At 72.7% G+C, this 16,911-nt stretch carries 20 protein-coding genes; 7 read left to right on the top strand and 13 right to left on the bottom strand.

Going from position 1 to position 16,911, the window contains the following annotated elements:
• Entirely contained in the window at positions 1 to 1,119 is a 1,119-nt protein-coding gene (locus ACWEOZ_RS04130; RefSeq protein ID WP_451909293.1) for an FAD-dependent oxidoreductase, read from the bottom strand.
• A gap of 45 nt (positions 1,120 to 1,164) precedes the next feature.
• On the opposite strand from ACWEOZ_RS04130, the gene ACWEOZ_RS04125 reads away from it, so the two are divergent.
• The 4 genes from ACWEOZ_RS04125 (at position 1,165) to ACWEOZ_RS04110 (ending at position 3,269) form a co-directional block, all read left to right on the top strand.
• Positions 1,165 to 1,779 (top strand): TetR/AcrR family transcriptional regulator, encoded by a 615-nt coding sequence (locus tag ACWEOZ_RS04125; protein WP_451909292.1) that lies wholly within the window; start codon positions 1,165 to 1,167, stop codon positions 1,777 to 1,779.
• Between the two features lie 238 nt (positions 1,780 to 2,017).
• Positions 2,018 to 2,155 (top strand): hypothetical protein, encoded by a 138-nt coding sequence (locus ACWEOZ_RS04120; RefSeq protein ID WP_451909291.1) that lies wholly within the window; start codon positions 2,018 to 2,020, stop codon positions 2,153 to 2,155.
• Between the two features lie 72 nt (positions 2,156 to 2,227).
• Positions 2,228 to 2,659 (top strand): ASCH domain-containing protein, encoded by a 432-nt coding sequence (locus tag ACWEOZ_RS04115; RefSeq protein WP_451909290.1) that lies wholly within the window; start codon positions 2,228 to 2,230, stop codon positions 2,657 to 2,659.
• A gap of 136 nt (positions 2,660 to 2,795) precedes the next feature.
• Positions 2,796 to 3,269, top strand: a complete 474-nt coding sequence (locus ACWEOZ_RS04110) for an excalibur calcium-binding domain-containing protein (protein WP_451909289.1) — start codon at positions 2,796 to 2,798, stop codon at positions 3,267 to 3,269.
• On the opposite strand, the gene ACWEOZ_RS04105 is transcribed toward ACWEOZ_RS04110, so the two are convergent.
• Positions 3,270 to 4,616, bottom strand: a complete 1,347-nt coding sequence (locus tag ACWEOZ_RS04105) for a ferredoxin reductase family protein (protein ID WP_451909288.1) — start codon at positions 4,614 to 4,616, stop codon at positions 3,270 to 3,272.
• A 116-nt stretch (positions 4,617 to 4,732) separates the two neighbouring features.
• Here ACWEOZ_RS04105 and htpG point away from each other — a divergent pair, with 116 nt between their 5' ends.
• A complete protein-coding gene (gene htpG, locus ACWEOZ_RS04100; RefSeq protein WP_451909287.1) occupies positions 4,733 to 6,565 on the top strand; it encodes a molecular chaperone HtpG in 1,833 nt (610 codons plus the stop codon).
• Positions 6,566 to 6,607: 42 nt separating this feature from the next.
• On the opposite strand, the gene ACWEOZ_RS04095 is transcribed toward htpG, so the two are convergent.
• Complete coding sequence (locus ACWEOZ_RS04095; protein ID WP_451909512.1) at positions 6,608 to 7,489, bottom strand: aminoglycoside phosphotransferase family protein; 882 nt, start codon at positions 7,487 to 7,489, stop codon at positions 6,608 to 6,610.
• Positions 7,490 to 7,519: 30 nt separating this feature from the next.
• Positions 7,520 to 8,044 carry a TetR/AcrR family transcriptional regulator gene (locus ACWEOZ_RS04090; protein ID WP_451909286.1) on the bottom strand — a complete coding sequence of 175 codons (525 nt, stop codon included), beginning with the start codon at positions 8,042 to 8,044 and terminating at the stop codon, positions 7,520 to 7,522.
• A 59-nt stretch (positions 8,045 to 8,103) separates the two neighbouring features.
• Between ACWEOZ_RS04090 and ACWEOZ_RS04085 the strand changes: the two genes are divergently transcribed.
• Positions 8,104 to 9,111 (top strand): NADP-dependent oxidoreductase, encoded by a 1,008-nt coding sequence (locus ACWEOZ_RS04085; RefSeq protein ID WP_451909285.1) that lies wholly within the window; start codon positions 8,104 to 8,106, stop codon positions 9,109 to 9,111.
• Positions 9,112 to 9,166: 55 nt separating this feature from the next.
• On the opposite strand, the gene ACWEOZ_RS04080 is transcribed toward ACWEOZ_RS04085, so the two are convergent.
• On the bottom strand, positions 9,167 to 10,081 hold the full coding sequence (locus ACWEOZ_RS04080) for a poly(ethylene terephthalate) hydrolase family protein (RefSeq protein WP_451909284.1): 915 nt from the start codon (positions 10,079 to 10,081) through the stop codon (positions 9,167 to 9,169).
• Positions 10,082 to 10,265: 184 nt separating this feature from the next.
• Positions 10,266 to 10,502 carry a hypothetical protein gene (locus tag ACWEOZ_RS04075; protein WP_451909283.1) on the bottom strand — a complete coding sequence of 79 codons (237 nt, stop codon included), beginning with the start codon at positions 10,500 to 10,502 and terminating at the stop codon, positions 10,266 to 10,268.
• Positions 10,503 to 10,606: 104 nt separating this feature from the next.
• On the opposite strand from ACWEOZ_RS04075, the gene ACWEOZ_RS04070 reads away from it, so the two are divergent.
• Positions 10,607 to 11,071 carry a MarR family winged helix-turn-helix transcriptional regulator gene (locus ACWEOZ_RS04070; protein WP_451909282.1) on the top strand — a complete coding sequence of 155 codons (465 nt, stop codon included), beginning with the start codon at positions 10,607 to 10,609 and terminating at the stop codon, positions 11,069 to 11,071.
• Positions 11,072 to 11,236: 165 nt separating this feature from the next.
• Here the strand turns inward: ACWEOZ_RS04070 and ACWEOZ_RS04065 are convergent, their stop codons facing one another.
• The 7 genes from ACWEOZ_RS04065 to ACWEOZ_RS04035 all read right to left on the bottom strand — a co-directional run bounded on the left by ACWEOZ_RS04065 (position 11,237) and on the right by ACWEOZ_RS04035 (position 16,799).
• Positions 11,237 to 11,398: a hypothetical protein gene (locus ACWEOZ_RS04065; RefSeq protein ID WP_451909281.1), complete on the bottom strand. Its 162-nt coding sequence runs from the start codon at positions 11,396 to 11,398 to the stop codon at positions 11,237 to 11,239.
• Between the two features lie 17 nt (positions 11,399 to 11,415).
• Positions 11,416 to 12,648 (bottom strand): glycosyltransferase family 2 protein, encoded by a 1,233-nt coding sequence (locus tag ACWEOZ_RS04060; protein ID WP_451909280.1) that lies wholly within the window; start codon positions 12,646 to 12,648, stop codon positions 11,416 to 11,418.
• 258 nt (positions 12,649 to 12,906) lie between these two features.
• On the bottom strand, positions 12,907 to 13,239 hold the full coding sequence (locus tag ACWEOZ_RS04055; RefSeq protein ID WP_451909279.1) for a hypothetical protein: 333 nt from the start codon (positions 13,237 to 13,239) through the stop codon (positions 12,907 to 12,909).
• A gap of 112 nt (positions 13,240 to 13,351) precedes the next feature.
• Positions 13,352 to 13,609: a hypothetical protein gene (locus tag ACWEOZ_RS04050; RefSeq protein ID WP_451909278.1), complete on the bottom strand. Its 258-nt coding sequence runs from the start codon at positions 13,607 to 13,609 to the stop codon at positions 13,352 to 13,354.
• Between the two features lie 50 nt (positions 13,610 to 13,659).
• Entirely contained in the window at positions 13,660 to 14,910 is a 1,251-nt protein-coding gene (locus tag ACWEOZ_RS04045) for a VWA domain-containing protein (protein ID WP_451909277.1), read from the bottom strand.
• Positions 14,882 to 15,481 carry a class F sortase gene (locus ACWEOZ_RS04040; protein ID WP_451909276.1) on the bottom strand — a complete coding sequence of 200 codons (600 nt, stop codon included), beginning with the start codon at positions 15,479 to 15,481 and terminating at the stop codon, positions 14,882 to 14,884. Before ACWEOZ_RS04040 ends, ACWEOZ_RS04045 begins: the two co-directional genes overlap by 29 nt.
• A 22-nt stretch (positions 15,482 to 15,503) precedes the next feature.
• Positions 15,504 to 16,799: a hypothetical protein gene (locus tag ACWEOZ_RS04035; protein ID WP_451909275.1), complete on the bottom strand. Its 1,296-nt coding sequence runs from the start codon at positions 16,797 to 16,799 to the stop codon at positions 15,504 to 15,506.
• Positions 16,800 to 16,911: the final 112 nt, after the last annotated feature.

Below are 16,911 nucleotides of genomic sequence, written 5' to 3'. Positions count from 1 at the left end.
TCACGGGTGCCAGTCGGCGTACCGGGCCATCGACCGCAGCGCCAGGCGCGGCGGCGTCCAGCGGATCGCGGTGTTGCGCGCGGCGACCAGCAGCGGCTGGGTGAGCTGCTGGCCGAAGCGCCCGATCCGGTACGAGGCCCGGGCGACCGACTGCGACCGGGGCCGCCGCCGCGCGTCGTAGTCGGCCAGTCCCTCGGCGAGCGGCCGGCCCGGCGGGCACGAGGCGCCGAGGACCACCGCGTCCTCGATGGCCTGGGCGGCACCCTGGCCGAGGTTCGGGGTCATGGCGTGGGCGGCGTCACCGAGCAGGGCGACGGTGCCGCGCACGTAGGTGGGCAGCGGGGCCGGCAGATGCCGCAGATCGTGGTGCAGGATGGTCGTCGTCGCGTCGAGCAGCGCCGGCACCGGGTCGTGCCACCCGCCGACGATGTCCCGGACTGCAGCCTTCTCGTCGTCGCTCCGGGTGCCCGGCGGGGCGTTGGTGGCCGCGAACCAGTAGACCCGGCCGTCGCCGAGCGGCACGATGCCGAACTCGGTGCCCGGACCCCAGGTGATGGCCACCGTGAGCTCGCCCGTCCACGGTTCGTCAGTGACGCCGCGCCAGGCTGTCGTCCCGACGTATCGGGGCGGGGCGGCGTCCGGCCAGAGCCGGCGGCGTACGGCGCTGTCGATGCCGTCGGCGCCGATGATCAGGTCGGCCTCCCAGCGGCCGGCCGGCGAGAGCACCGCGCCCGGCTCGACGCTGGTCACCGCCGCGTCGGTGACCAGCGCGGCCGCGGGCAGGGCGGCCAGCAGGATGCGGTGCAGGGTGGCGCGGTGGATGCCGAGCGCACCCGTGCCGAGGGCCGACTCCAGGTCGGCGGCGTCGATGCGGGCCAGCCAGCGGCCGTCCGGCGTACGGGTGCCGCCCGGCGCGTCGACCCGGCCCTGGGCGCGTATCCGGTCGCCCACGCCCAGGGCGTCGAGCCCGGCCAGCGCGTTGGCCATCAGCGTGATGCCGGCGCCGACGGCGCCGATCCGCGGCGCGCGTTCCAGCACGGTCACTTCCCACCCGGTCCGCCGCAACGCCAGGGCCGCGCACAGACCCCCGATCCCGCCACCGACGATGACAGCCCTCATGTCGCGCCACCTTTCTACATCTGTAGAAAGCCATACTACGCAGTCGTGGCCACCACCTCACCCGCGCGCTTCGCCGCTCTCACCGACGCGGCGATCGAACTGATCGCCGAGCTCGGCATGCGAGGCCTGACCCATCGCGCCGTGGACGCCCGCGCCGGGCTGCCGGCCGGGACCGCCTCGGCCTATCTGCGTACGCGTAAAGCGCTGGTCGAAGCGGTGGTGCAACGCATCGCCGATCTGGACACCGCTGACCTGGCCGCCCGGGCGGTGCCCACCGGGGCCGTCGAGGCGGCTCCGGATCTCGACGCGCTCGCCGCGAGCATCGCCGCACTGCTTGACGACTGGCTGACCACCGGCCGTACGCGCACCCTGGCCCGGTACGCCTGCCTGCTGGAGGCCACCCACCACCCCGAGCTGCGGCCGATCCTGGCGTACGGGGTGGCCATGCGCGCCCAGGCGCAGGCGCTGCTGACCGCGGCCGAGGCGCCCGACGCCGAGCAGCGCGGCAGTCACCTGGTGGCCGCCGTCGACGGGCTGCTGTTCGACCGGCTGGCCGGCGCGGGCTCGCTCGCGGCGCCCGCCCCCGGCACGCCGCGGAGCCGCGCGGATCTGACGATGGCCGTCCGCAACCTGCTGCGCGCAGTCGTCACAGTGAGTTGACCATCCGGCCAGTCGCGGCGACTGGAAGGGCCAAGTGACTACGGCATGTAATATCGCCTAGAGTGGTCCGGTCGGCAGCTGCTGACGTACTGAGCAGGAGATAACCGTGCATTTGAGCGAAGTCGCCATGGCTGCGGCTATCACCGTGAGTATCGCTGGCGTTTCTTACGCTGCGTTGAACGCTGATCGGATCCGCAGCACCGCTGAGACCGTGGCGGGTCAGGCTTCGTGCCGGACCGTGGACGAGGCCATCCTCGGCTACCTGGCTCAGCACGGCACCACGCCCACCACGATCAGGCAGATCCAGCCGTGGGTGGAGGGCGACATCTCGGCGTACCGGATCGTCAAGGGCCGGGCCGCCGGACCCGGCTGCTGAATCGCTCCTCCGTCGGCGCGCCGGCAGCGTAATCGAGCGGCACGGCCGCGGTGGGCTCCGTAGGCTGCCGGCATGGACCTCGACGCCGCACCGGCGTACTTCGCCTTTCCTGGCCCGCTGCGCGACAAATTGGTCGGCGCGATCCTGGCCGGCGCCAAGACCTCCACCTCCAGCCTGGTCGCCGACTACGAGCACCACCACGATCCGCTGCCACAGGTCGGCGAACGGTCGGTGGTGATGGACTCGCAGGACCGGCCGGTCGCGGTCATCGAGACGACCGAGGTCCGGGTGGTCCGGCTCGGCGACGTCGACCTGCAGCACGCGATCGACGAGGGTGAGGGCTTCGAGTCGGTGGCCGCCTGGCGCGCGGACCACGAGGCCTTCTGGCACAGTGCCGAGGCCCGCGCGGACCTGGATGACCCGGCCTTCACCGTGGACGACGACACGCTGATGGTCGCCAAGCGCTTCCGCGTGGTCGAGATCCTCCCGCCACCGGCCGCCTGAGCGGACCCTCCGGCACCGGCCGGCTTGCGGACCGGACAGAAACGTCGACCGAACGGTTCTTACGGGCCGACTGTCCGGGGTGGATCCTTCATGGACACCGGCGTCGTCCCGCCGGACCGTTCCCGCTGGAGGAACCATGAGCAGACTCACCAAGGGTGACAAGCAGGTGATCACCGGCCTCGGCGCGCTGCTGGCCGTCAGCCTCTGCGCGGGTGTCCTCGGACTCGGCGCCGCCGCCGAGGACACCGGCTCACCCGCCTCGACCCGCACCACGGACACGGCCGCCGAGCAGGCCCGGATCCTGGGCCAGGCCGGGCAGCCGGCCACCGGCACCCCCGGGCCCGCACCGACGACGTCGAGCGCGTCGCCCACGCTTATCCCGGCGGAGCCACAAGCCAAGCCGAAGCCGAAGTTGAAGCCCAAGCCCAAGCCGAAGCCAAAACCCAAGCCGAAGCCCAAGCCGAAGAGGACCACCAGGCCCGCACCGGCCGCGGTCTATTACGCCAACTGCACGGCGGTGCGGGCGGCCGGCGCGGACCCGATCCACCGGGGCGACCCGGGCTACAGCCGCAAGCTGGACCGTGACGGCGACGGGGTGGGGTGCGAGTAGTCAGCTCGCCAGGCTGAAGCGTTCCGAGTGCACCTGCGCGGCCGGCACCTTCAGGGCGCGCAGGCTGCGCAGCACCGCGTCGGTCATCGCCGCCGGGCCGCAGACGTAGACGTCCCGGCCGGTGATGTCCGGGACCAGCGCCAGCAGGTTCTCCGGGGCGAACGGGGTGTTCGGCGGGGTTCCCGCACCCGTGCGGCCGGTCAGGACGTGCAGCTGGGCACCCCGCGACCGGGCCAGATTCTGCAGTTCGCCGAGCAGGACCGCCTGCTCGGTCGTGGCCGCGCGGTACAGCACCGTCGTTGGGCCGGTCGCCTCCTCGAGCAGGGCCCGGATCGGCGTGATGCCGACGCCACCGGCGATCAGCAGGGTGGCCGGTCTGGTGCGGCTGAGGGCGGTGAAGGCGCCGTACGGGCCCTCGGCGAAGACCCGGGAGCCGACCGGGACCGTCCGCAGGCGCGCGCTCGCCGACCCCACCGCCTTGGCCGTCAGGCGCAGCGTGCGGCCGTCCGGGGCGGCCGACAGGGAGAACGGGTTGGCCTCCCACCAGCGGCCGTGGCCCAGGAACCGCCAGATCATGAACTGGCCCGCGCGGGCCGGCAGTTTGTCCAGGTGCTTGCCGGTCACGTAGACCGAGACGACGTCGTCGGACTCGGGGACCACGGCCGCGACCCGGAACTGGTGGCGTGCGTTGCGGACCAGGGGCAGCACGACCCGGCCGGCGGCCAGGGAGCCCAACGCGAAGACCCACAGCGCCCACCAGTACGCCTCGGCCAGCGGTGACGAGGTGAACGTCGAGACCTCGGAGAGCTGGTGGATCAGGGCGAGGACGATGGCCACGTACAGCAGCAGGTGCACCGCGTGCCAGGCCTCGTACGACAGGCGGCGCCGCGCCGCGCGTACCGAAAGGCCGGCCGCGACCAGCACGATGCCGGCGGCGAGGATGCCCAGCAGGATCGGCTGCTGGGCGCTCAGTCTGCTGAACTGCGACAGGAACGTGCTTTTGTACTGGCTCGCGTAGCCGAGCAGCACGAAGAGCGGGTGCAGCAGGACCAGCCAGAAAAGGGCGAAGCCGGTCCACCGGTGCCAGGAGGTGAGCCGGTCCATGCCGATCCGCCGATCCAGCCACGGCAGGCGGGCCACCAGCACGAGCTGCACGACCATCACCAGGGCCAGGTGCAGCCCGAGCCACTTGCCGACGGCGATGAGGGCGTTCGGGGCCTGGCCGGCGGTGAGGAACACCGTCTCGACGATCACCACGTTCAGCGCGACGGCCGACCACAGGACCAGGCGCCCGGTCAGCGCGGGCGACGTCCCGGCGGGAGCGGTGGTACGGGGCGCTGCGGTCATGGTGTCTCCCTGTCCGGCTGGCCGTCAGTTCAGCACGACGGGGCGATCCGGGGGAAGGCCGGTCACTGTCGGGTCATACGATCGCTGCGGAACGACAAACCGGCACGGAGGGTGTTATGAGTTCGGAGACGCTGGAATTCCAGGCCGAGGCGCGGCAGCTGCTGCAGCTCATGGTCCATTCGATCTACTCGAACAAGGACATCTTCCTGCGGGAGCTGATCTCCAACGCCTCCGACGCGCTGGACAAGCTGCGGCTCGCGGTGCTGACCAGCGAGCTGGAGGCCGACACCGGCGATCTGCACATCGCGCTGGAGGTCGACGCGGAGGCGCGCACGCTGACCGTGCGGGACAACGGGATCGGCATGTCGCGGGACGAGGTCGTCGCGCTGATCGGCACCATCGCCAAGTCCGGCACCGCCGAGATGCTCAGCCGGCTCAAGGATGCCAAGGAGTCGGCCGAGCTGATCGGCCAGTTCGGCGTGGGTTTCTACTCCACGTTCATGGTCGCCGACAAGGTCACCCTGGTGACCCGCAAGGCGGGCGAGAGCGAGGGTACGCGCTGGGAGTCGGCCGGCGAGGGCACCTACACGATCGAGTCCGTGGCCGACGCCCCGCAGGGCACCGCGGTGACCGTCCACCTGCGTCCCAAGGACGAGGAGGACGCGCTCTACGACTACACCGACGATCCGAAGATCAAGGAGATCGTCAAGCGGTACTCCGACTTCATCGCGTTCCCGATCCGGATGGGGGACCAGACCCTCAACTCGATGAAGGCGCTGTGGGCGCGGCCCCGCTCGGAGGTCAAGGACGAGGAGTACACCGAGTTCTACCGGCACATCAGCCACGACTGGACCGACCCGCTCGAGACCATCCAGATGAAGGCCGAGGGCACCTTCGAGTACGAGGCCCTGCTGTTCATCCCGTCGCGGGCCCCGCACGACCTGTTCCAGCGCGACGGCCGCCGCGGCATCCAGCTCTACGTCAAGCGCGTCTTCATCATGGACGACAGCCGAGAGTTGATGCCCGACTACCTGCGCTTCGTCAAGGGCGTGGTGGACGCGGCCGACCTGTCGCTGAACATCTCCCGCGAGATCCTGCAGCAGGACCGGCACATCCAGCTGATCCGCCGCCGGCTCGCCAAGAAGGTCCTCAGCACCATCAAGGACCTGCAGACCAAGGAGCCGGAGAAGTACGCGACCCTGTGGCGCGAGTTCGGCCGCGCGATCAAGGAGGGCCTGCTCGGCGACGCCGACGACCAGAAGGCCATCCTCGACGTCGCGTCGTTCGCCTCCACCGCCGGCAGCGAGCCGACCACCCTGGCCGCCTACGTCGAGCGGATGCCCGAGGGCCAGGACGAGATCTACTTCATGACCGGCGAGACCCGGGCGCAGGTGGAGAACTCGCCGCACATGGAGGCCTTCAAGGCCAAGGGGTACGAGGTGCTGCTGCTCACCGACCCGGTGGACGAGATCTGGGTCGACGCCGTCCCCGAGTACGACGGCAAGAAGCTCCAGTCCATCGCCCGCGGCTCGGTGGACCTGGCCTCGGAGCCGGCCTCGGAGGAGAAGTCGGGCGAGTTCGCGCCGCTGCTGACCTGGCTCGGGGAGACGCTGACCGACGAGGTCAAGGAGGTCCGGCTGTCCACCCGGCTGACGACCTCCCCGGCCTGCCTGGTCAGCGACGCCGACGACATCACCCCGACGCTGGAGAAGATGTACCGGGCGATGGGCCAGCAGGTGCCGCCGGTGAAGCGGATCCTCGAGCTCAACCCGGACCACCCGCTGGTCAGCGGCCTGCGCGCGGCTCACGAGCAGCGCGCCGACGACCCCAACCTGCCGGAGACCGCCGAGCTGCTGTACGGCACGGCGCTGCTGGCCGAGGGCGGCGACCTGGCCGACCCGGCCCGCTTCGCCAAGCTGCTGGCCGACCGGCTGGCCCGTACCGTCTGACCGCCTCGACGCTCGCCCGCCTGCGCTGCCGCAGGCGGGCGATCAGTCGAGGATCGCGGTGAGGGTGTCGCGGGCCGTCGCGGCCATCACCGGATTGGTGTCGACGTAGTACGGCAGGGCGACGATGGCCTGCACGATCGCCCAGCCTGTCCCGCGCGCCCAGGCCGCGTCGTCGACGCTCAGCGCCTGCCGGTAGACGTCACGGGCATCGGCGGGCAGCAGGTTCCACGCCGGCATGAGGTCGACGGCCGGGTCGCCGACGCAGACCGTCTCCAGGTCGATGACCGCCGCCAGGCGGCCGTCGCGCACGAGCAGGTTGCCCGGCATGAGATCGGCGTGGATCCAGACGTCGGCCGGGGCCGGGTCGGCGTCACGGCACCGCGCCCAGATCCGGGCCAGCCGGGCGGTGTCGATCAGGTGCGTGCTCTGCGCCAGCGCTCGTTGGACGTCGTCGTCCTTGGCGGCCAGCGGGCCGCCGCGGCTGACGCCGTTCCAGGTACGGCCACCCGTGTTCACGGCGTGCAGGGCGGTGACGAAGCCGGCCAGCTCCCGGGCGAAGGCGGCGGGGTCACCGATGGTGTGGCGACTCGCGGTCTCGCCGGGGATCCACCGGTCCACCGTCCACCAGCCGGGGTAGCCGGCATCCGGCGCTCCCAGAGCGACCGGTTCGGGCACCGCGAGGGGCACCTGGGCGGCCAGCCGCCGGGCCCGCTCCTGCGTGCCGGTGAGCTCGTCGCGGCGGTCGGCCGCGGCGCTGGGTCGCAGGGGGAGGCGGGCGACCAGGTCGTCGCCGAGGCGGAACAGAGCGTGGACGGTGCCGTGCGAGGTGACCAGCCGCACGGCCTGGTCACGCCACTGCGGGAACTGGGCGGCCACCAGCTCGGCGACCTGCCCGGGGCTGAGCTCGACCTGGTCCGCGTGCATCTTCACGAGTCGATCACAGGGCATCGGCGCTCACGTGTCGAGCCGTTTCCCGGCCGGAGCCGCGGGAGCCAGGGCGGCCGTCACCGTCGTCCGCACCAGCTGGGCCGGGTCGGCACAGGTCAGCTTGCCGTCGAGAAGCAGGACGGCCAGCCCGTGCACCATCGCCCAGGCGCCGATCTGCAGGGCCGGGGCGGCGAGCCGGCTGGCCAGGATCTCCGCCGTGCGGGCGGAGGCGGCGTTGGCGGTCGGCCGGCCGTACATCAACCGGAACAGGCCGGGATGGGCGAGGGCGAAGGCCACGTACTGCTCGGCCATGTCGGTCAGTTCGGCGGCGGCTTCGAGGCGGTCCGCGAGCTGGGCGAAGCCGTACGTCGCCAGCGCGGCGAGCAGGGCCTCCTTGTCCGCGTAGTGCCGGTACGGGGCGTTGGGCGAGACGCCCGCCCGCCGCGCCACCGCGCGCAGCGAGAACGTCTCGTCCTCCTCCAGCAGCTCCAGCGCGGCGTCGAGCAGTGCGGCCCGCAGATCGCCGTGGTGATAGGGACGCGAAGTTGACACTGCACACACCGCCTTCCTAATGTGCGCAGTGTATACATTCGCGATCTCCGGGAGGGCCAGTGTCCGTCCACTCCACCGAGGTACGCCTGGCGGCCCGCCCGCACGGCTGGCCCACCGCCGAGACCTTCGAGTTCACCCGCGTCGAGGTCGCCGACCCGGCGCCCGGTCAGCTGCTGGTGCGCAACGTGCTGATGAGCGTCGACCCGTACATGCGGGGCCGGATGGACGACCGCAAGTCCTACGTGGCGCCGTTCACGGTCGGCGAGGCGCTGGAGGGCGGCGCGCTCGGTGAGGTCGCCGAGTCGGCGGTCGACGGGTTCAAGCCCGGGGACATGGTGCTGCACGGGCTCGGCTGGCGGGAGTACGCCCTGGTGGACGCCCGCTCCGCCGCGAAGGTCGACCCGTCGCGGGCGCCGCTGGGGGCGTACCTCGGGGTGCTGGGCATGACCGGGCTGACCGCGTACGCGGGTCTGCTGCGCACCGCCGAGTTCAAGCCCGGCGATGTCGTCTTCGTCTCCAGCGCCGCCGGCGCGGTCGGCCAGGTCGTCGGGCAGCTGGCCCGGCACCGGGGCGCCGCCAAGGTCATCGGCAGCGCCGGATCGGCGGCCAAGGTCGCCTTCCTCACCGGCGAGCTGGGCTTCGACGAGGCCTTCGACTACCACGACGGCCCGATCCGCGAGCAGCTCAAGCGGGCCGCGCCGGACGGCATCGACGTGTACTTCGACAATGTCGGCGGCGACCATCTCGAGGCCGCCATCTCCGCGCTGAACGTGCACGGCCGGATCACCGTCTGCGGCATGATCAGCGTCTACAACGCCACCGAGCCGACTCCGGCGCCGCGCAACCTGGCCATGCTCATCGGCAAGCGGCTCACCATGCGCGGCATGCTGGTCCGCGATCACGGTGACCTGCGGGGCGCCTTCATCGAGGAGATGGCGCCGCTGGTCGCCGACGGCACCATCCGGCACCACGAGACCGTGTTCGAGGGGCTCGACCAGGCCCCGGAGGCCTTCCTGGCCATGCTGCGCGGCGACGGCCTGGGCAAGGTGCTGGTCAAGATCGCCTGATCCGCGACGAGGCGGCTCGCCACCGGTGCCCCGGTGGCGAGCCGCTGTCATGAGGTCAGGAGTGCGGGCAGGTGTCGCGGTACTCACTGATCGCCGGGCCGCTCGGGGCCGGGCAGAGGAACTGCTCGTAGCGGGTGTCGTTGTCGATGAACCGCTTGAGCCACGAGATGCTGTACTTCGCGATGGTCACGTTGGCCGAGGTCGGCGCCGAGTGCGAGGCGTTGTTGAGCTCCAGGTACGCCTTGTCCGCGCTGCTCGGCAGGCTGGTGTAGAACGGCTCGGCGTGCGACGCCACCGGCGCCACCGTGTCGTTCTCGGCCCCGATGATCAGGGTCGGCACGGTGTCGGCGGACCAGTTCTTGGTGGAGTGGTACGGCGTCAGCGGAATGGCCGCCTGCAGCTGCGGACGGGTCCGCGAGGCGGAGAGGCTGCCACCGCCACCCATCGAGTGGCCCATGACCCCGAGCCGGCTCGCGTCGATCCGGGTGCGTACGGAGCTGGTCCGGGTCAGGTAGTCGAGGGCGGCCAGCAGCTGGGTGCCGCGGCTGGCCGGCTGGTCGTAGACGCTGAGCGTGTCGATGGTGATCACCACGAAGCCCTGCGAGGCGAGGCGGGGGCCGTACCAGGCGACGCTGGACTGCGAGGCGGTGAAGCCGGGCGAGACCGCGACCGCGCCGAAGGTGCCGGCGCTGGTGCTGGTCGGGTAGTAGATGGTCCCGCCGCCGAAGCCGGAGACGCTGGACCGGGCCACGGCGACCTGGGCGATGGCGAACGAGCCGCGGCTGGCCTCGATGCCGGCCACGGTGGGTGCGGGTCCCCGCTCGTACGGGTTGGCTGCGAGGGCGGCCCGGGCGCTGAGCGGACGCGCGGTGTCGGCTGGCCCGGCGGCGAGGACCGGGCCGGCCGGAGCAGTGACGAGGGCGGCGGTGAGGGTGGCGGCGGCGAGCAGGTGCTTGGCGGGATTGCGCATGTGCGGAGCTCCCTAGGGTGGGGGAGGAACTCGCCGACGTCGTCCGGCACCGCGGGGGTGGCCCGTGGGGACGGACGGTCCGGCGGCCTCGCCATCGAGGCAGATCAATGCTCCGTCACCATGGTTACTCGCTGGTAATCCCACTGTCATCATGTTTCGCCGATATGACGAACTCTCGACGGGCTCAGAGGCCGCGTCCCGCCGCGCGGGCCTGGCGCTTGCGTTCGCGCTGCTCCTGGGTGTGGCGCTTGCGGGCCTCGAGGTCGAGCTTCCACTGCTCGCGGGCGAACGCCTCGGCGCCGTGCACGGCATTGCGGGTCTGCGCCGGCCCGATCATGGAACGGAAGAACCAGTCGTGGAACGTCTCGCGGAACCACCGCGTCAGCCGGTTGCCGCCTCGTCCGTTCGCGTCCTTCGGCATGCCTTGCGCCCTCCCGGCCTAGCGGCTCCGACCGATCATTTGCCGCACCAATGTTTTGTACACCAACTATTGGTAGTCTAACCATGAAGCTGAGGAGAACGCGCATGAGTGACCCGGTCGACACCGAGGACCCGCTGGCCCTGGAGCAGCAGGTCTGTTTCGCGCTGTCGGTCGCCGCCCGCGGCGTCGTGGCCGTCTACCGGCCGCTGCTGGAGCCGATGGGCCTGACCCACCCGCAGTACCTGGTGATGCTGGCGTTGTGGCAGCACGCCCCGCTGTCCGTCCGCGAGCTCAGCGGTCTGCTGCAGCTCGACCCGGGCACGCTGTCACCGCTGCTGAAGCGGCTGGAGGCGATCGGCTACCTGCGCCGCGAGCGGGACCCGGCCGACGAACGCAGCCTGGCGGTGACGCTCACCCCCGCCGGGCAGGCCCTGCGCAGCCGCGCCGAGCAGATCCCGCCGGCCGTGGTGCAGAGCCTCGGCATGCCCATCGAGGAGCTGCGGAGCCTGCACGCGGCCCTCACCCGGGTCATCGCCGCCGCCCGCCCGATCGAGCCCGGCCGGTCCTGACCCGGGCCCGGCCGCATCGCGTCCGCTCGCGCCGGGCCGCGCGTCGCCTGACCCCACCCCCGGCCGCGGCTGGGTGGCTTGCCTGGACCGCCCGCTCGCGGGTCCGGGCATGGCCGTGGCCCCCGTCCCGGGCGGAGGCAGGGGCCGCGGACAATCAGGCGACGATCAGCCGCGCACCCGGCGACGCTTCGGGACCAGGCGCATGACCGCCAGGCCCGCCACCATCAGCGTGACGCCGGCGACCACCGTCCATACCGTGTTGAAGCCGGTCAGGGCGAGCGCCCCGCCACCGACTGTGGCGCTGCCTCCGGCAACTTGTCCGTACATGATGTCCTCCCCAGGAATCAGACGTTGATCCATTCGCGGCGGGAGCCGCGCAAGGTCTTCCAGACCGCCAGCCAGTACACCCCCGACCGCCACTGCTCGTAGGCCCATTCGGGCAGCAGGACCGCCGCCAGCAGCAGGTCCGACGGGCGGTTCCGGCGCACTGTCCACACCCGTTCCGCGACGAACACGAGGGTGAGGGGCGCCCACTTCCAGGAGAACGGCACAGAGCCGTACCCCAGCATCGTGACCAGCAGGAACAGCAGGTAGGCGGGCGCCATCAGGGAGCCCGCGTAGATGGCCAGCTGCCGGCCCAGGTCCGCGGCGGTGGCCCGGGTGAGGCCGTAGATGCGCAGGCTGTCGAGCATGCCGCGCTGCCAGCGCAACCGCTGGTCCCTCAGGGCCCGCCAGGTCGGCATGGTGTCGGTGACCGCGCGGGCGGAGGCCGGCGCCATCGGCCGGTAGCCCAGCGCCCGGAAGGCGAAGGTCAGCTCGATGTCCTCGGTGGCGGTGTCGCGGTGGTAGAACTCGCCGGGATGGCCGGGCAGCGCCTGGCCGCGGGCGGCGATCACCGCCCGGACCGCCGCGACGTCGAACAGGGTGGCCACCCCGGACAGCACCAGGGCGTTGTCGCCGCCGCGGCCGATCTGGCGGGCGAAGCGCTCGTACTCGTTGCGTTGCAGGCGTGCCAGCAGGCTCGTCGGTCCCAGCTCGGTGCGGAAGCAGGCGCACACCGCGCCCACCTCGGGCCGCCGCCGCCGTGACCGGCGGTGCCCGTTGAGCTGGGGGCGCAGCAGGGCCCGGCGGGCGTGCTGGGTGAAATCCGGGTCCAGCATGCTGTCGGCGTCGGTGACCAGGATCTGGTCCTCGTCCCGCAGTCGCGGCAGCAGCCTGGTGATCGCCCAGTTCAGCGCGCCGGCTTTCTTGTGGACGTTGACGCCGGGGAACTCCAGCACCGTGGCGCCCGCGGCCCGGGCGAGCCGGGCAGTGTCGTCGGTGCAGTTGTTCGGCACGACGATGATCTCGTCGAGGCGCGGCGCCCACTGCTCGCGCAGGGCCCGTACGGTGGCCGCGATGGAGGCGGCCTCGTTGTAGGCCGGGACGACGGCGATGACGAGCGGCGTACGGACCGGCAACGGCACCCGACGGGTCTGCTCGCCCGGGCTGCGCGGCGGGCTGACCCGGGTCCGCACCGCGCCGGGCTCACGGCCCTGGCGGGCGTAGTCGCTGCTCCGAGCCCTGTCGGTGATCATCGAGAAAGAACGTAACCGTGATGATCTCTGTCGCGCATCAGGCGTAGGGGGTCGGGATCCACCGGGTCGGCTGAGGGGCCCGGGGCCGCAGTGATGAGTGGCCCGATCGACATGCGCCGGTACGGTCCGATATGCCCGGTCGGCGGACACGACGAGGCCCCGCTGGACCGCCGCACGGTCGGGGGGAGCTGCGGCGGTCCGGCGGGGCCGGCTCTGTGTCGATCAGGCCCGTGGGGTGTCGGTCCGGGCCCGCGGCGGTTACCGGGTACGCGGGTCGGCGTCGCGGCTGCGGGTCCCGGACTTGGCCAGACCCCGGCTGACCAGGTAACCGATGGTCAGCAGGGTGACGTACCACCAGGCCTTGTCGGCGGCGAAGTAGTCACTGCCGTCGTTGACCCCGCGGTCGCCGACGAGCTGCGAGGCGAGCAGGACACCGGCGACCGCCGCGAGATAGACGAACAGCTCGGTGGTCTTCCAGGACGGCTTGGTCTCGTCGCCCGTCGCCGGACGGGCGTGGTGCCGGGTGTCACGGTCGGTGTCGGCCAGCAGCCCGGTGGTGCCGTGGCTACCGGTGATGGGGGAGGTCGTCATCGTGGTCTCCTCTGAGGCGTTCGTCCACTTCGGTGACGACGGGATCCCCGCCATCGCCGGGACAAAAACGCAGAGATCATCCAAACAGCGGCGATTCACCCGTACGGGTTGATCAGCGGTCCCAGCCGTCGCAGCAGTCGTCCGGCTCCGCCGCCAGCAGGTCGAGCAGGTCCGTACCGGTCTGCTCATCGGTGCGCAGCCGCGGTACCGCCACGATCAGTCCCAGCTTGAGCGCGCAGTCCTCGCCGAAACCGTGGATCATCCGGTCCACCCGGGTGGGATGCCCGCACCGGGCGCACGGCTTCTTGGCCGGCCGCCCCGATCCCGGTAGCTCCGGCTCCGGCGGCCCGGACTCCGCGAACAGATCCACGACCCGATCTTGCCGGGTTTTCGGGGCCGGCGCAGGGCCATGGTGATCTGTCACCGCTGGTCCCGCTCATCCGCCCGGCAACTCGGCGGCACCTCGGCCCGGCCCCGGGCCACCGCGCCCGGCACCCTGGCCCGTCCCTGGACCACCGCGGGCGACGGCGCAGGTAGGTGTTCGACAGTCGCCGGTTCCCCGGCCGGCGGTCCATCAAGGCCGGTCTTGCGGGCGGGCCCGGGCGGTGCCGCCGGGCGTCGTGAGCCGGCCCGGGGTCGGCTGGTGACCGTGGGCGGCGCTGCGACGTGCTTCTCCAGCGGCGGCCGGGATCGACGACGCCACCACCAGACCATTGCCACGATCGCGGCCGTCAGGGCGGCGGCGACCAGGCCCAGCACCACCACGGTCCACGGGCGATCCGCCGGGGGCGGACCGGCCGCCGGCGCCGGCACCACCGCGTCACCGGCAAGTTCGAGGTCGCCGGTGACGACGCGGACGGACACCGTCGCGGGCAGCGACGGTGGGGTGGGGAAGCGGATCAGGTGCCGGCCCCGGAGTGTGGTCGTCACCTGGTCCAGCGCGGGGATGACCACCGGATCGCCCGCCGGCGCGAAGAAGCCACCGGTCCCCGCCGCCGCGGTCGCCCAGTACGGGCCCCCGGCGGCCGTGCCCACCACGACCAGGATCGTGCCGGCCGCCCGGAACCGGCCGGCCAGTACCTCCGCCCGCTCGCCGCCCGCGTCGGCCGCGGTCGTGTAGAGCACCACCACCCGCCGCCCGGTCTCGGCCGTCGGGAACTGCCGTACCGCGAGGTCCAGCGCCGCCGTGGTGTCGCGTTCGCCGTGGGGCCGCATGGACGTGAGAGCCCGGATCACCCCGGCCCGCCCGCGCTCGCCACCCGCGGTGACCGAGGCGGGCGCCGAGTCGGCGACCACGGCCGACCGGGTGGTGGCCGGGGCTTCGAGGATGAACCGGGCGGCTGCGCTCAGCCACGCCGGGAGAGCGGCGGCGCCGGTCGCTGACGTGTCGACGACCAGGGTGACCGCGAGGCCGTCCGCCACGACGGGCTCCACGGTCGCCTGCTGGCGTCTGCCGTCGTGCGTCAGCGAGACGGCCGCCGGCCGGGTGCTCGCGCTCAGGTCGACCACCAGCGAGGTCTGCGCGCCGTCGACCAGGACGGCGGTGACCGGCAGCGGGACCGGCGCTGCCGCTGCCGCCGGGCTCACCCCCAGCAGCGTGCCCACCGCCAGCAGCAGGGCGGCGGCTCGGGTGCGGCGGCGGTCAGGCCAGGTCCGCGTACACGATGACATTGTCCCGGTAGCTTCCTCGAGAGCGGTCGAAGCTTCCGCCGCAGGTGACCAGCCGCAACGTGGGATCCAGGCTGGGGGCGTACACCAGGTCGGTGGGGAAGCGGGTCTTGGCCGTCTGCGCCACCTTGCGCACCCGGAACGTCACGGTGCTGCCGTCCGCGCGGTCGACCCGGATCTCCGTGCCGCGCTCGAGTCCGCGGAGTCCGACGAAGACGCCCGGGCCGGTGCGGGAGTCGACGTGGCCGAGGATCACCGCGGGGCCGGGCTGACCGGGCCGGGGGCCGTCCGCGTACCAGCCGGCGACGTCGGCGCGCTCCGGGACGGCGACCGTTCCGTCGTCCTGCCGGCCGAGGTGCTGCAGGGTGCTGTCGACGTACAGCGCCCGGATCCGCAGCCGGACCGGTTCCGCGACGGTGGGATAGGTGCGGGCCGAGCGGAAGGTGTCCGCCCGCGCCCGTGTCGGCACGGCGGCGGACGGCGTGGCGCCGGCCGGGGCCGGTCGCGCGGTCGCCTCCGGCTGGGCCCCGGTCAGGACCGCGACCGCGGCCAGCGCCAGACTCGCGAGCGACACGGTACGGGCGTACCCGTGCATGTCAGCGATGCCCTCGGGCGAGCCCGCCGAGCCCGGTCGCCGGTCCGCCACGCGGCAGGCGCGCCGCCACCTGGGCCCCGAAGCCGTCGGCGAGCCGGCGGGCGAGCTCGAACATGTGCTCGTAGGTCTGCCCGGCCACCTCGTGGGCGCCCTGGTAGTCCTTGGCGGCGTACAGGTCGGCGTGGCGCAGCAGCATCTCGTCGTGCTGCACCAGCGCCGCGGTCAGCGCGGCCGTGGTCATCCGGCCGCCGGTGGCCGGGGCGAGGAGGGCGGCCAGGCCCCGCTCGAAGTCGTGCAACTTCTCGCGGGCCCGCTGCTTGCGGTCGTTCTGCCCGGCGGCGGTGGCGCCCGCGTACGCCACGAGCTGCTCGACGTGGGACGCCCACTGGGCCTGGAACCGCCGGGCGACCGGCGCGCCGAACAGAGTGTCGACCGCGGCCGCCACGTCGCGGGTGTTGCCGTTGATCATCTCCGCGGCGGCGTCGAAGTCGGGGGTGCCGGTGACCGCCGCCCGGCTCACGTCCTCGACCAGGGCGGCGTGCTCGGCCAGCAGCTTGCCGAGCTGGGACCGCAGCCGCCAGATCGGTTCCCGCAGGGTGGCCCGGTCAGCCGCCGGCAGCAGCGCCTCGGCCAGGGTCAGACCCAGGTCGTAGGTGTGCTGGAAGCTCTGCCGGTACAGCCGGTCGGCGGTGACGTGGTCGCCCGCGGCGTACGCGTCCGCCTGCTTGGTCAGGTGGTCGACGTGCATGAGGACCGCGTCGCGGGCGGCGGCCCGGGGCAGCCGGCCGTGGGAGGCGCCGGCGAAGAAGTCGGCGAGTTCCTGCTCGGAGCCGGTCAGCTGCGCGCGGGCGCGGGCCAGCGCGCCGGCGTCCTGGTCGGCGACGCCCGCGGCGTAGGCCACCAGGTCGACGACGTGGTCGGACCACATCGGCCCGAACTGGGTGGCCGCCGCGGCGCCGAAGAGCTGTCCGACCAGTCCGGTCATGGCGTCGGTGTTCTGGCCGAGCGCGGCGTCGGCCGCCTGGACGAAGCTGTCGTCACCGCGGATCCGGCTGCGCATCAGGTCGGCGGCCAGGATCGAGTGCTGCCCGAGCAGGGCCTGCAACCGGATGGCCTGGTCGGCGGCGGAGACGCGGGCCAGCCGGTGCACGTGCGCGGTCCCGACGGGCGCCGCCACCGGCGCGACCGGTCTGCCCGGGGCGACGGCGGCCGGGCCCGTCGCGAGGGTCGCGGTCAGCCCCAGGCAGAGCATCGGCAGCAGTCGTCGGGTCGAACGGTGTTCCCGCATAAGCCTCATCGCCCAGCATCTCGTCGCCCGGCCGGGCCACACGCGGACCGCCACCGCACCGGGAGGCGGCCGGGAGTGCCGGCGGGCCGGTTACCAAGGACAACCGGGACGGTTGCCGATG

It is taken from the genome of Actinoplanes sp. NPDC004185 (assembly GCF_053603475.1).
This window is presented reverse-complemented; position numbering and strand designations above follow the sequence as displayed.

Coding starts and splice junctions, on each gene's coding strand:
- htpG (WP_451909287.1), top strand. CDS start 4,733: ATGAGTTCGGAGACGCTGGAATTCCAGGCCGAGGCGCGGCAGCTGCTG.
- ACWEOZ_RS04075 (WP_451909283.1), bottom strand. CDS start 10,502: ATGCCGAAGGACGCGAACGGACGAGGCGGCAACCGGCTGACGCGGTGG.
- ACWEOZ_RS04065 (WP_451909281.1), bottom strand. CDS start 11,398: ATGTACGGACAAGTTGCCGGAGGCAGCGCCACAGTCGGTGGCGGGGCG.
- ACWEOZ_RS04115 (WP_451909290.1), top strand. CDS start 2,228: ATGGACCTCGACGCCGCACCGGCGTACTTCGCCTTTCCTGGCCCGCTG.
- ACWEOZ_RS04070 (WP_451909282.1), top strand. CDS start 10,607: ATGAGTGACCCGGTCGACACCGAGGACCCGCTGGCCCTGGAGCAGCAG.
- ACWEOZ_RS04110 (WP_451909289.1), top strand. CDS start 2,796: ATGAGCAGACTCACCAAGGGTGACAAGCAGGTGATCACCGGCCTCGGC.
- ACWEOZ_RS04045 (WP_451909277.1), bottom strand. CDS start 14,910: ATGTCATCGTGTACGCGGACCTGGCCTGACCGCCGCCGCACCCGAGCC.
- ACWEOZ_RS04130 (WP_451909293.1), bottom strand. CDS start 1,119: ATGAGGGCTGTCATCGTCGGTGGCGGGATCGGGGGTCTGTGCGCGGCC.
- ACWEOZ_RS04080 (WP_451909284.1), bottom strand. CDS start 10,081: ATGCGCAATCCCGCCAAGCACCTGCTCGCCGCCGCCACCCTCACCGCC.
- ACWEOZ_RS04035 (WP_451909275.1), bottom strand. CDS start 16,799: ATGAGGCTTATGCGGGAACACCGTTCGACCCGACGACTGCTGCCGATG.
- ACWEOZ_RS04105 (WP_451909288.1), bottom strand. CDS start 4,616: ATGACCGCAGCGCCCCGTACCACCGCTCCCGCCGGGACGTCGCCCGCG.
- ACWEOZ_RS04095 (WP_451909512.1), bottom strand. CDS start 7,489: ATGCACGCGGACCAGGTCGAGCTCAGCCCCGGGCAGGTCGCCGAGCTG.
- ACWEOZ_RS04060 (WP_451909280.1), bottom strand. CDS start 12,648: ATGATCACCGACAGGGCTCGGAGCAGCGACTACGCCCGCCAGGGCCGT.
- ACWEOZ_RS04055 (WP_451909279.1), bottom strand. CDS start 13,239: ATGACGACCTCCCCCATCACCGGTAGCCACGGCACCACCGGGCTGCTG.